10 protein-coding genes are annotated in these 13408 nt (G+C 67.1%); 4 read left to right on the top strand and 6 right to left on the bottom strand.

The window, feature by feature from the left end:
- Positions 1–148: 148 nt before the first annotated feature.
- Positions 149–1363 (top strand): cell wall hydrolase, encoded by a 1215-nt coding sequence (locus LC092_RS17955; RefSeq protein ID WP_224808773.1) that lies wholly within the window; start codon positions 149–151, stop codon positions 1361–1363.
- A gap of 321 nt (positions 1364–1684) precedes the next feature.
- Positions 1685–3547 (top strand): bifunctional diguanylate cyclase/phosphodiesterase, encoded by a 1863-nt coding sequence (locus tag LC092_RS17950; protein ID WP_224808771.1) that lies wholly within the window; start codon positions 1685–1687, stop codon positions 3545–3547.
- A 27-nt stretch (positions 3548–3574) separates the two neighbouring features.
- On the opposite strand, the gene hyi is transcribed toward LC092_RS17950, so the two are convergent.
- The 3 genes from hyi to LC092_RS17935 all read right to left on the bottom strand — a co-directional run bounded on the left by hyi (position 3575) and on the right by LC092_RS17935 (position 6773).
- Entirely contained in the window at positions 3575–4363 is a 789-nt protein-coding gene (gene hyi / locus LC092_RS17945) for a hydroxypyruvate isomerase (protein ID WP_224808769.1), read from the bottom strand.
- Positions 4364–4473: 110 nt separating this feature from the next.
- Positions 4474–5610: an acyl-CoA dehydrogenase family protein gene (locus tag LC092_RS17940; RefSeq protein WP_224808767.1), complete on the bottom strand. Its 1137-nt coding sequence runs from the start codon at positions 5608–5610 to the stop codon at positions 4474–4476.
- Positions 5607–6773, bottom strand: a complete 1167-nt coding sequence (locus LC092_RS17935) for a CaiB/BaiF CoA transferase family protein (RefSeq protein WP_224808765.1) — start codon at positions 6771–6773, stop codon at positions 5607–5609. Before LC092_RS17935 ends, LC092_RS17940 begins: the two co-directional genes overlap by 4 nt.
- Before the next feature lie 91 nt (positions 6774–6864).
- Between LC092_RS17935 and LC092_RS17930 the strand changes: the two genes are divergently transcribed.
- On the top strand, positions 6865–7773 hold the full coding sequence (locus LC092_RS17930) for a LysR family transcriptional regulator (protein ID WP_224808763.1): 909 nt from the start codon (positions 6865–6867) through the stop codon (positions 7771–7773).
- Between the two features lie 11 nt (positions 7774–7784).
- Here the strand turns inward: LC092_RS17930 and nadC are convergent, their stop codons facing one another.
- The 3 genes from nadC to nadA form a co-directional block, all read right to left on the bottom strand.
- Positions 7785–8651 carry a carboxylating nicotinate-nucleotide diphosphorylase gene (nadC, locus tag LC092_RS17925; RefSeq protein WP_224808761.1) on the bottom strand — a complete coding sequence of 289 codons (867 nt, stop codon included), beginning with the start codon at positions 8649–8651 and terminating at the stop codon, positions 7785–7787.
- Positions 8648–10291, bottom strand: a complete 1644-nt coding sequence (locus LC092_RS17920; RefSeq protein ID WP_224808759.1) for an L-aspartate oxidase — start codon at positions 10289–10291, stop codon at positions 8648–8650. Before LC092_RS17920 ends, nadC begins: the two co-directional genes overlap by 4 nt.
- 123 nt (positions 10292–10414) lie before the next feature.
- Positions 10415–11500 carry a quinolinate synthase NadA gene (gene nadA, locus LC092_RS17915; RefSeq protein ID WP_224808758.1) on the bottom strand — a complete coding sequence of 362 codons (1086 nt, stop codon included), beginning with the start codon at positions 11498–11500 and terminating at the stop codon, positions 10415–10417.
- A 488-nt stretch (positions 11501–11988) separates the two neighbouring features.
- On the opposite strand from nadA, the gene LC092_RS17910 reads away from it, so the two are divergent.
- Positions 11989–13233 (top strand): MFS transporter, encoded by a 1245-nt coding sequence (locus tag LC092_RS17910; RefSeq protein WP_224808756.1) that lies wholly within the window; start codon positions 11989–11991, stop codon positions 13231–13233.
- Positions 13234–13408: the final 175 nt, after the last annotated feature.

Raw genomic sequence — 13408 nt, 5'->3', positions numbered from 1 at the left:
CGCGGCGAACGCAAAGGATTTCGCGGAATTCTTGGCGCATTAACTCTCTTTCAAGGTTAAGCGGCGACGATAACGGTCATGGCAGCGCGATCGCAAAGTCTTTCGTGCCGGCCCCTAGTGTATTTCGTAAGGACCGGAGTTGCCGCGCATGACTGGCACGGGAAGAACTGTATCCGCAGGACGCCGCAAGGCGAGAGGCCGCTTCGGCACGGCGGCACGGCTTGCGGTCCTGACGCCGGCGCTGTTCCTGGCCTGGAGCGGGACCATCGCCCAGCAGGATATCTCCGCCCTCATCGAGGCAACGCGAGGCGACGCGCCACGCTGGATGTCCGCCATCGAGGCGGCCCCCCACAGCAGCAGCCAGGCCCCCAGCCTCGTGCTCGCCGACGCATCCAAGTCGCGCAAGGGCGACACGCCGGACTATGCCGTCACCAACGCCGCGCCGGGCAGCGATCCGGCCGTGGTCCGCGGTCTGGAAACCTTCGTCAAGGACAGCCGTCCGACGCAGCCGCCGGCGCGCACCCCGGTGAACCGCGCCGCCAAGGGCGACCGTTTCGTCTCCATGGCGCCGGACCGGCAGATGGTCGGCGTCGCCGCGGGCTCCGTCTATGCGCTTGGCAGCATCCTCGAGACGGGCAAGCCGTCCGACATGCCGCGAGTCGCCTTCGTCCGCTCCACCATGCCGGAAGGCACCGCCGCCATGCTTGCCAAGGCGGAAGAAAACGGCTCGGCCAGCCCGCTCGACCTGACCCGGCTGGCCATGGCCCGCAACGTCGCCGCCACCAGCGTGTCACTGGCCTCCGCCTATGCGCCGGAAAACATGGCCGACGTGCGCGCGCCGTTCGAGGCGCTTCTCGGGGCGCCGGGCCTGTCCGAAGAGGTCGCCCAGGAAGCGAAACGCGACGGCGACCCCTACTGGTGGGCCACCAGCCCGCTGCCGAAAAGCGTCGTCACCGCCAAGGAGCAGCGCTGCCTCGCCGAGGCCGTCTATTTCGAGGCCCGCGGCGAGCCGCTCAACGGCCAGGTCGCCGTGGCCCAGGTCGTGCTGAACCGGGTGCGCAATCCGGCCTATCCGGACACGATCTGCAAGGTCGTCTACCAGAACCGCCACCTGCGCAACCGCTGCCAGTTCTCCTTTGCCTGCGACGGCATTCGCGACCGCACCGCAGAGACGAGACAGTGGGCACAGGCGCAGAAGATCGCCCGCGAAACGGTCTCCGGCCAGCGCTACCTGGAAGGCGTCGGCGCCTCGACGCACTATCATGCGACCTATGTGAACCCGCGCTGGGCGCGCCACATGAAGCGCCTGGAGAAAATCGGGCAGCATATTTTCTACAAGACCTACGGCGGCGGCTGGAGCTAAGGCGGCACCGCGCCAGACCTCGCGGTTCCCGGGGGATTGGCCGCGGCATTGCGCCACCTGTGAATAATATAAGCAAAAATACTTATGTAATATCCCGCAAAGAGATCGTTTACACCTTTCGGCGAGTGTCCGCCCGTCCGGCGCCGACAGCGGCGGGCATCATTGCGCAAGCAAGGTCATTTGACGGTCGCGGCGAAGCCCTGCGCGACCTGCTCGGCAGAAAACGCTGACAAAGGATGTTGCACCGCACCCGGCTTGATCACGGCAACCGGCAACGGATTGCCTCCGGTCAGGCCACCCCGTTGCGACAAGGAACCGAGGATGAGCGACGACGCGCCGATGCACGACTGGCATGCGCACCGCACGCCGGAGCTGTTCCTCGCGCAGGTCGAGGCCACGCTGGAACATGCATTCCAGCCGATCGTCGACATTCAGTCCGGCGCGGTCTACGGGTTCGAGGCCTTGTTGCGCGGCAGTGAGTCGCTCGGCTTTCACACCCCTTGCGCCGTCTTCGACTTCGCCGCGGAAAACGGATGCCTCGGCCCGACGGAAGCCGTGCTGCAACGCAAGGCGATTGCCCGTTTCGCGAAATTCGCGGATGCGCGCAAGGCAAAGCTCTTTCTCAATGTCGACGGCCGCGGCCTTGCCCCCGATGCCGCACCGCTCGCCGCCATGGTCGAGGCCATGGCGCGCAACGGCCTCACCCCGTCCAACCTGTGCCTGGAAATCCCCGAAATCGCCTCGCGCTTCGACGAGGGCGACCTCCACCGCTTCGTGCAGGCGGCCCGGGAGGAAGGCTTCAGCTTCGCCATCGACGACTTCGGCCAGGGACATTCGCAGCTTCGGCTGCTCTACCAGTACGAACCCGGCATCCTGAAGATCGACCGCTTCTTCATCACCGCTCTGCAAAACGACGCCCGCAAGCGGCTGTTCGTCTCAAGCGTGGTCGACCTCGCCCATGTGCTCGGCATCCGGGTGGTCGCGGAAGGCGTCGAAACGCCGTCGGAGCTGCGCGCCTGCCGGGATGTCGGTTGCGACCTCGTGCAGGGATTTCTCGTCGCCCGCCCCTTCGCGGATCCCTCGGAGGCGAAATCCGTCTACACCGAGATCGGAGAGCTCAACGAACGCAAGAGCGCGCGCAAGTCGGCCGATCTCGACGTTCTCGACCGGGAAATGGAACGGCTGGCGCCGGTGTGCCGGACCGCCAGCGTTGCCGAGGCGCTGGAGATCTTCCGCGCGAACCCGACACAGACCATCCTGCCGGTGGTGGACGAGCGCGACGAGCCGAAAGGGATCATCCGGGAATCCGACCTCAAGTCTTTTCTCTACATGTCCTTCGGTCGCGATCTTCTTCTCAACCCGACGATCGACAACCACCTGGGGCAGTTCATCCGTCCCTGTGCCATCGCCGACGTGCATGCGCCGCTCGACCGGCTGGTGGATGTCGGCGGCAGCGAGCCGAGCGACGGCATCGTGATGACCCGCGCGGGCCGATATGTCGGCTGCCTGTTGCCGAACGCGCTGCTGAAACTGTCCAACGAGGCCCGGCTGCGGATCGCGCAGGAACAGAACCCGCTGACGAAACTTCCGGGCAATTCGGCGATTTCCGACCATGTGGTGCGCACCTGCGCAAACGCCGACATCGACCGCGCCTTCATCTATATCGACTTCGACAACTTCAAGCCGTTCAACGACACCTACGGGTTCCGCATCGGCGACCGGGCCCTGATCCTGTTCTCGGACCTGCTGAAGCGCCAGCTCGATACCCCGGGCGCATTCGTCGGCCACATCGGCGGCGACGACTATTTCGTCGGCCTCGACGAATGGCCGCCGGAACGGCTGGCGGGACTGATGCGGGAGTTGCGCACCGACTTCGCCCATCAGGTGGAAAGCCTCTACAACGCCGAGCACCGCGGCCAGGGCTATATCGTGGCGAACGACCGGCGCGGGCGGGCGCAGACCTATCCGCTGCTGACCTGCTCGATTGCGGTGCTCCACATCCCCAAGGGACTGTCGATCGAAAACCTCGATCTGCTGAGCAATCATATCGCCCGTCTCAAGCTTCAGGCGAAGAGCGAAGCCGGCGGGGTCGCCGTTTCGAGTTTCGGCGAGGCGGAAGCGCTCGATGCCCCGGAGCGGACCGGCGAAAGCGCGTCGGTCCGCCCCTATCTCAGCATCGTCTGAGCGGCGTGGGCGGACGGCGTCGGCGCGTCAGGCGCGGGCGCGGCTCGCCTCGGAAAACCAGCCAAGCCCCGCCCCGGTGGTGGTCGCGGGCCGGTATTCCGCGCTGACCCAGCCGTCGTAGCCGATGCGGTCGAGATGAGCGAAGAGGAAGGGATAATTCAGCTCGCCCGTGCCCGGCTCGTGGCGGCCCGGCGTGTCGGCGATCTGGATATGGGCGATGCGCGGCAGGAGTTCCGCCAGCCGATGGGCGATGTCGCCCTCCATCACCTGCATGTGGTAGATGTCGTATTGCAGCGCCAGATTGGGCGAGCCGACCTCGTCCAGAATGTCCAGGGCCTGCGCCGAGGTGTTGAGAAGGAAGCCCGGGATGTCGCGGGTGTTGATCGGCTCGACGAGCAGGCGGATCCCCACCTCTCCCAGACGCGTCGCGGCATAGCGGAGATTTCTCACCAGCGTATCGCGCAACTCCGCCGGATCGGCACCCTCCGGCGCGATGCCGGCCAGGCAGTTGAGCTGCCGGCAGCCCAGAACGCTTGCAAAGCGCAGCGCCGTCTCCACGCCGTCTCGAAACTCCTCCACCCGGTCCGGAAGCGCCGCGATGCCGCGCTCGCCGGCGTCCCAGTCGCCAGGCGGCAGGTTATGCAGCACCTGCGTCAATCCGCGCCGGGCCAGCCGCTCCTGCAGGGCGCCCATCTCATAGGCATAGGGAAACAGGAATTCCACGCCGGAAAATCCGGCATCCGCCGCCGCATCGAACCGGTCGAGGAAATCGACCTCCGTGAAGAGCATGCTGAGGTTGGCAGCGAATTTCGGCATCACGGTCTCCGTCCGGCAAGAGACGTCTTTTCACAAAGCATAGACCGGCGGCGGCCAAACCGGAACCGCGTTCGCACCCGCATAGTAACCGGTGCGAACGCGGTGCCTGGTCAGGCGAGCAGGCCGCGCGCGATGATGGTGCGCTGGATCTCCGAGGAGCCCTCGTAGATGCGGAAAATCCGAAGATCGCGCAGGTAGCGCTCCAGCGGCATGTCGCGGGTATAGCCATAGCCGCCGTGGATCTGCAGCGCCTTGTCGGCGATCCGCCAGGCCGCTTCGGAGGCATAGAGTTTGGCGAAGGCGGACTCGGTCGAATACCGCCCGGCGCCCCCTCGCTTGCGCGCCGCCTCATAGCCGAGCGCGCGGGCGGCAGCGAGATCGGTCGCCATGTCGGCCAACATCCACTGCAGGCCCTGGAAATCGGCGATCGGATGACCGCCGACCCTGCGCTCCCTGGCATAGGCAATCGCGTCGGTGAGGGCGGCGGCGGCAATGCCGGTCGCCTGCGCCGCGACCTCGATCCGGCCGTTGTCCAGCACCTTCATCGCGGTGCGGAAGCCCGTCCCTTCGGCGCCGAGACGGTTTTCCGCCGGAACATGGCAATCGAGGGTCAGCGAGAACACGTGCCCGCCGCGCAGGCCCATGGTCTTTTCGTGCGGGCCGATCTCGATGCCGTCCATCGTCTTCGGCTCGATAACGAAGGCGCTCACGCCGCGTGCTCCGGCCGCCTTGTCGGTCTTGGCATAGACGACGATGAAATCCGCCGCGCCGGCGTTGGAGATGAAGCACTTCGACCCCTTCAGCCGGTATCCGCCCTCTTCGGGCACCGCGAAGCTGCGCATGTCGGCCGGATTGGAGCCGGCTTCCGGCTCGGTCAGGGCGAAGGCACCCAGCGCGCGGCCCTCCGCGGCCGCCGGCAGGAACCGCTCGCGCAGATCCCCGTCGTCGCCAAGCAGCAGGGAATCGGTGGCCAGGAAATGCGCGGTCAGCATGGAGGCGGTCGACCCGCAGGCGCCGGCAATCAGCTCCACCGCGCGGTAGAGCGCAGGCCCGGACAGTTCGACGCCGCCATAGGCCTCCGGCAGGTTCATGCCCATGATCCCCATGTCGCCCAGCGCCGGCAGGTGCTCGATGGCGAAACGGGCCTCCTCGTCGATCGCCGCCGCCTGCGGACGCAGGACATTGTCGGCAAAGCGTTCGATTTCGTTGACGATCGCCGTCTCGTGTTCGGCCAGGTCCGGTGTCATCGGGTTTCTCCTTCGCGCAAGCTTGCGAGGATGTCCTCGCGGTGTTCGTCAAGGGCCGGCGCCGGCCGGCCGCCGCTGCGCGCCGCCCCGCTGAAATGCACCGGCTGTTGCGGCACGCGCACCGGGCCGAGGCCGGGATGCTCGACCTCCACGGACAGCGCGCGACTTTCGGACTGCGGCGAGCGCCAGGCCTGAGCGGCCGTCTCGATCGGCGCGGCGGGAATACCGGCCGCCGCCAGCGCGTCGACCACCTCGGCCGCGGTCCGCGACGCCGCCCAGGCCTCGATAATCGCGGCCAGCGCCGGCTCGTTCTCGCGCCGCAGCGTGTCCGTCGCGAACTGCGGATTGGCTGCAAGCGAGGGCGCGCCAATGGCCGTGCAGAAGGCCTGGAACAGCTTGTCGTTGAGAACAGCGACGGCAAAATGCCCGTCCGCCGCGCGATAGGTCCCGAAGGGCGCGGAGAGCGCATGGCGGTTGCCGGTGCGTGCGGGATCGTCGCCGGCGAGCAGGACGCGGGCGGATGTCACCGGCATCATCGAGACAAGGCTGTCGAACAGGGCGACATCGACATGACGCCCCTTGCCGGTGCGCTCGCGCTCGAACAGCGCGACCATCGCGCCCCATGCGGCGAACAGCCCGCCGGCGACATCGCCAAGCGCCTCGCCGATCATGGTCGGAGGACCGTCGGGCTCGCCGGTCACATGCATCAGTCCCGACATCGCCTGCACGATGATGTCATAGGCCGGGCGGGCGACATTGGGTCCGCTCTGGCCGAAGCCCGAGACGCTGAGATAGACGAGACGCGGATTGTCGGCCCGAAGCGCGTCGGGGCCAAGCCCCAGCCGCTCCATCACGCCGGGGCGGAAGTTCTCCACCACCAGATCCGCCGTCCGGCACAGGGCGCGCACCGCCCTGATCGCCTCGGGATCCTTCAGATCGAGCGCGATCGAGCGCTTGCCGCGGTTGACCGCCTGGAACAACAGGCTCTCGCCGTCCCTGAACGGGCCGATATGGCGGTAGTCGTCGCCCTGCGGACTTTCGATCTTGATCACGTCGGCGCCGAGGTCGGCGAACATCGCCGTGCAATAGGGGCCGGCGAGAACCCGGCTAAAATCGATGACCCGAAGCCCGTCGAGCGGGCGGGTCGACCTGTCGGCGTCCATCGTGCGGTCCTTTCCCGGCTGTCGCAGAAGGGGTCAGGATAGGGACCGATTTGCTATAGGCAGAAATATTGATTTCTCATAAAATGAATAAATGGAACCTATACCCTTCGGCTTTCGCCAGATCGACTATGTCATCGCCGTCGCCGAGACCGGCAGCACCGCAGCCGCCGCACGGCTCGTCAACGTGTCCCAGCCCTCGGTCTCGCTCGCCGTCTCCCGGCTGGAGGAAACCCTGGGTCAGCCGCTGTTTCGCCGCGCCGCCGGTCAGGGCATGACGCCGACGGCCTTCGGGCGGCGCAAGCTCGTCGAGTTTCGCAGCCTGCGCGCCCAGATGCGCGCGCTGCTTGCAACCGACGACGGCAGCGGTGCCCTGCCCCCGGTGCTGGAGCTCGGGGTCTTTTCCACCCTCGGGCCGCGCTATGTGCCGGCGCTGATCCGCGCCTTTCGCACAAAGCTGCCGGGCGCAAGGCTGCGCCTGCACGAGGCGGATCTGAAAACCCTGCATGCCTGGCTGGAAAGCGGGCGGATCGATCTGGCGCTGGTCTATGACTTCGGTGCGGCGGCCGACGTGGAGATGGTGCCGCTGATCGACGTGCCGCCCTATGCCCTGGTCGCCGGCGACCATCCGCTTGCCACCCGCCAGAGCGTGGATCTCGCGACACTCCTTCGCGACCCGCTGATCCTGGTGAACCTGCCGCAGAGCCGGGACTATTTTCTCTCCGTCATCCAGTCGCGCGGACTGACGGCGGAGATCGCGCTGGAAACCGGCTCGACGGAAATGCTGCGTTCCATGGTGGCAAGCGGCCTCGGCGTCGGCCTACTGGCGACGCGCCTGCCCTATCGCACCACCTATGACGGCGGCGAGGTGGCGCATCTGACGCTGGAGGATCCGGTTCCGGCCCACCGGGTGGCGCTTGCCCGTCCCGCGCGCCTGCCGGGAACCTGGGTCGCGCGCGCCTTCGAAGAGGTCGCCGGCGAGGTCTTCGCGCGGCTGCAATAGCCGGTGGGGCCTCAGCCGATCTCGATATCGAGGCCGAGGTCGAGCACCGGCGCGGAGTGGGTGATCCAGCCGACGGAAATCAGGTCGACGCCGGTCTCGGCAATGGCCGTGACACTGTCGAGGTTGACGCCGCCGGAGGCCTCGAGCGTCACAGCGCCATCGGCCATCGCGACCGCCTTGCGCAGGGTGTCGGGCGTCATGTTGTCGAGCATCACCACGTCGGGCCGCGCGGCAAGTGCCTCTTCCAGCTGGGCCAGCGTGTCGACCTCGACCTCGACCTTGACCAGATGACCGGCGAAGGCGCGCGCCGCCTCGATGGCCGCGCGCACGCCGCCAGCAACCGCGATGTGGTTGTCCTTGATCAGGATGGCGTCGTCGAGCCCGAAGCGGTGGTTCGATCCTCCGCCGCAGCGCACGGCGTATTTTTCGAACGCCCTGAGGCCCGGCGTGGTCTTGCGGGTGCAGACGATGCGCGCTTTCGTGTGCGCGACCAGATCGGCGAAGCGGGCCGTGGCGCTCGCCACGCCCGAGAGGTGGCCCAGGAAATTCAGCGCCACGCGCTCCGCCGACAAGACGCCGCGGGCCGGCCCAATGATGCGCATCGCGACATCGCCCGGCGTCAGCCGCGCACCGTCTTCCAGGAGCGTCTCCACCGAGATCGACGGATCCGCCAGCCGGAACGCGGTTGCGGCAAGGTCGAGGCCGGCGAGAACGCCGGGCTGCCGCGCGGCGATGACGGCACGGGCGCGGGTGTCGGGTCCAAGCGTTGCCTGGGCGGTGATGTCGCCGGCGCGGCCCCAGTCTTCCAGCAGGGCGGCACGAACGGCATCCTCGACCATCAGCGCGGGAAGGACGGGGCGATGGGCTGCGGAACTCATGCCTCGTCTCCGGAAATCGGCTGATCGAGCCCGCGTGCGGCCACCGCCGCGCGCCCGATGTCGCTCTCCACCGCCGCCCGCACGACCTCGTCGACCTGGCTCATGGTCAGGAAGGAGCGGTGCGCTTGGTCGGGATCCAATTCGGGATGATCGGAGCGCCAGTGCCCGCCCCGGCTTTCGGTGCGCAGCAGCGCGGCGGCGGCCACCACCTTGCCGGCGGTCATCATGTTGAGGATCGAGCGCCGCGCGCAGCGCGCCTCCAGCGCATCGAGCACGGCGAGCGTTGCCGTCAGTCCCTCGCCGGTGCGCTCCACGCCGACGCCCGCCGACATCACCTCGCGCAGCACGGTGATCGCGGCGCGCTCGACCTCGTTGCGCCGGGTCGGCTCCTGGATGCGGTCGTCGATGCCCGGCCAATGCGCGCTGCGCGGATTGGGCATCTGGTTCTGGATGTCCTCGGCAATGCGGGCGGCGAAGACCACCGTCTCCAGCAGCGAGTTGGAGGCCAGCCGGTTGGCGCCATGGGCCCCGGTCGAGGCGACCTCGCCGGCGGCCCAGAGATTGTCGAGCGAGGTGCGGCCGTTGGCGTCCGTCAGCACACCGCCCATGTGATAATGCTCCGCGGGCGCGACCGGGATCGGCTGGGTGACCGGATCCAGCCCCGCCGCCTGACAGGCGGCATAGACGGTCGGAAATTTTTCGGCAAAGGCTGCGCCGATGGCCTCGCGGCAATCGAGGAACGCACCGCGCCCGGCCGCATTCTCGCGAAAGACCGCCCGTGCGACCACATCGCGCGCGGCCAGCTCCTTCAGCGGATCGATCGCCTCCATGAAGCGTGTCCCGTCACCGTTGATCAGGGTGGCCCCCTCCCCGCGCAAGGCTTCGGAGGCGAGCGGCGCCGGATCGTGCCCGACGTTGAGCGCGGTCGGGTGAAACTGCACGAACTCCGCATCGGCGATCACAGCGCCGGCACGCGCTGCCATCGCCAGGCCCTGGCCGTTGGCCTCGGGCGGATTGGTGGTGACGGCGAAGAGGTGACCGATGCCGCCTGAGGCCAGCACGACGGCATGCGCCGGGAAGGCAAGACGCTCGCGGTCGCCCCGGCGCCGGGCCAGCACGCCGGTGACGAGCCGTCCCTCGTGCAGCAGCTCCTCGCCGAGGTAGCCTTCCACCACGCGGATCGACGGCGTCTCGCGCACGGCGGCGACCAGCGCATCCATGATCGCGCGGCCGGCCATGTCGCCGCGCACGCGCACGATGCGATTGACCGAATGCGCCGCTTCCCGCGACAGCTGGAGACGGCCTTCCAGATCGGTATCGAAGGGCACGCCGTAGCCGAGCAGGTCGCGGATGCGCTCGCCTGCCTCTTCCGTCATCAGGCGGACGATTTTCTCCTCGCAGAGCCCTCCGCCCACGGCGATCGTGTCGGCGGCATGGGAGGCGGCGCTGTCTTCATCGGAAACGGCGGCGGCGATGCCTCCTTGCGCCCAGGCAGAGGACGCGCCCTCGCCGATCGGCGATGCGGAGAGGATCGTGACCGGGCGCGGCGCGAGCTTGAGTGCGCAGAACAGGCCGGTCAGCCCGCCGCCGAGAATGACGACATCGTCGATATGCGTGGTCACATTGCGGGCAGACGTCATGGCGCGAGTATCCGGCACGATGCATTACGGAAAACCGCCGTCCGCGGGATGCACGGACGGCGACAAGGAAGGGCCGGGCCGCGCGCCTGGCGACCGTGAGGCAGAAGCGCGCGAACCGAGTCGTCAGCTCTTCAGGTGGATCATCCGCTCGACCGCCTGGCGGGCGCGGGCCGCCACCTGCGGATCGACCGTGACTTCATCGCGCATTTCCACCAGCGCGTCGAGGATCTTCGACAGGGTGATGCGTTTCATGTGCGGGCACAGGTTGCACGGCCGCACATAATTCACGCCCGGCGTCTCGGAGGCGATGTTGTCGGCCATCGAGCATTCGGTGACCAGCATCACCTTCTCCGGGCGGTTGGTCTTCACCCAGTTGATCATGCCGGCGGTCGAGCCGGTGAAATCGGCCTCGTCGACCACCTCGGGCGGGCACTCGGGGTGCGCAATGATCTTCACCGACGGCTCGATCTCGCGGTACTCGCGCAGTTCGGCTGCGGTGAAGCGCTCGTGTACCTCGCAGGCGCCGGCCCAGGTCAGGATCTCGACATCGGTCTGGCGCGCGACATTTGCCGCCAGATACTGGTCGGGAATAAGCAGCACCTTGGGCGCGCCCAGGCTTTCCACCACCTGCACCGCATTGGCCGAGGTGCAGCAGATGTCGCATTCCGCCTTCACGTCGGCGGAGGTGTTCACATAGGTGACGATCGGCACGCCCGGGTGCTTTTCGCGCAAGCCCCGCACATCGGCGGCAGTGATCGATTCCGCCAGCGAGCAGCCGGCGTTCATGTCGGGGATCAGGACCGTCTTGTCCGGGCTGAGGATCTTGGCGGTCTCGGCCATAAAGTGCACGCCGCACTGGACGATCACGTCCGCGTCGGTCTTGGCCGCCTCCTTGGCAAGCTGCAGGCTGTCGCCGACGATGTCGGCCACGCCGTGGAAGATCTCCGGCGTCATATAGTTATGCGCCAGGATGACCGCGTTGCGCTCCTTCTTGAGCACGTTGATCGCATGGATCACCGGTGCCAGCACCGGCCACTCGATCTCCGGGATGAAATCCTTCACCTTCTCGTAGATCGGGGCGGTCTCCGCGGCGATCTCAGGGGTATAGGCAAGGGGCGGGCGGGCCACCGCCGGAAAGCCCGTGGCCTTTGCGGATGCGGGACGGCGGGCTTCGGCGCGGGCGCCAGTGGAGATTACAGTGGTGGTCATGACGACCTCCCTTGACTGATCCTGGACCGCATGTCGCGATCCACTCGACCCTGAGCTTGGCGTCTCTCTCGGCGCTTATACTCATTTTGAGCATAACCTTACGTTTAAAAAACGCGGCCATGGCCGTCGGTTATGCTCTTCGAGGGTATATATAGGGATGCGATACCAGATTGCCAAACGCTTTCTTGCCACCCGGGCGAACCTCCTGAACGCGCTGCGTCATCAACCTCCGCGGGCGCCCCGCCCGACGGCACCGAAGCCGGTTCGCGCCGGGACCGTGCATCGCCATGCCGGAAGGCGCCACCTATCCGCTTCGTGAATGCCACCCATCAGGATGTTTTGCTTTTCGCGCGTTCGCGCAGCGCATAAGTTCATCGAAACACGACGCCCTCCTGCATGAGGCGCGGGATCGCCAGACCCCGCCGCCGCAGGACAGACCGTCTCGGAAAACCCGCCCTCCCCGGCCGATGATCAGCACGGACACACGCATGACCTCCGCTTCCCCCCGTGACGCCGCCATCAAGGACGGGCCCAACATCCCGCTCATCATCATTTGCGGCTGCCTGATCGCGCTGATCGGCTTCGGACCGCGGTCCTCGATGGGCCTGTTTCTCGCGCCGATGACCGATGCGCGCGACTGGTCGCGCGAGGTGTTCTCGCTGGCGCTTGCCATCCAGAACCTGATGTGGGGCGCGGGCCAGCCGATCGCCGGCATGATCGCCGACCGCTACGGCACGGCGCGCACGGTCACCTTCGGCGCGCTGCTCTACATCGCCGGCCTGGTGCTGATGTCCTTTGTCGAATCGCCGATGCTGCTGCATGTCTCCGCCGGCGTGATGGTCGGGCTCGGCGTCGCGTTTTCCTCGTTCTCGCTGGTGCTCGCCGCCTTCGGGCGCGCCGTAACGCCTGCGAAACGCTCGCTCGCCTTCGGCGTCGGCACGGCCGCAGGCTCCTTCGGGCAGTTCCTGTTCGCCCCGCTCGGCCAGGCCCTGATCGACGGCTTCGGCTGGCATCAGGCGCTCCTGATCCTGGCCGGCATCGTCGCGCTGGTGCCGCTTCTCTCCATCGCGCTGAAAGGAAAGCCGAAAGCCTTTTCCGCAAGTTCCGGCGAGAAGGACCAGAGGCTCGGCGAGGCGCTGGCGGAAGCCTTCGGCACGCGCGGCTTCCTGCTTCTCACCTTCGGCTTCTTCGTCTGCGGCTTTCACGTCGCCTTCATCACCGTGCATCTGCCACCCTATATCGTCGACCTCGGTCTCGACCCGAGCTGGGGGGCGATTGCCATCGCGCTGATCGGTTTCTGCAACGTCTTCGGCGCGCTGGCCGCCGGCTACATCGGCGGGCGGTTCTCCAAGCCCTATTTCCTGTCGCTGATCTATCTGGGGCGCGCCGTTGCCATCGCCATCTTCCTGATGGTGCCGGCAACCCCCTTCACCGTGCTCACCTTCGCGGGAACGATGGGCTTCCTGTGGCTCTCCACCGTGCCGCCGACCTCGGGTCTGGTCGCGGTGATGTTCGGCCCGCGCTACATGGCGACGCTCTTCGGCTTCGTGTTCTTTTCCCACCAGATCGGTGCGTTTCTGGGCGTCTGGCTCGGCGGGCGGATCTACGACCAGACCGGCTCCTACGATCCGATCTGGTGGATGGGCATCGCGCTCGGCATTTTCGCGGCGCTGGTGCACTGGCCGATCAAGGAAGAGCCGGTCGCACGGCTTGCCGGCACGCCGGCGGAGTGACGCCGGGCCTTCGCGCCACCCACCGACGTCATCCCCGGCTCGATGTTCAGACTTGGGAGATGGTTGACACCTGTTCGGAGACATAGGTGACAAGTTTATAGCGCAGAGAGATCGATGTTTGCGACACGATTTGCGCCGAAGTAGATGCCTAGGATGTCGTGGTTTGAGGTTGGCC

The sequence above is a fragment of the Stappia stellulata genome (genome assembly GCF_020176715.1).
Lineage (GTDB): Bacteria > Pseudomonadota > Alphaproteobacteria > Rhizobiales > Stappiaceae > Stappia.
This window is presented reverse-complemented; position numbering and strand designations above follow the sequence as displayed.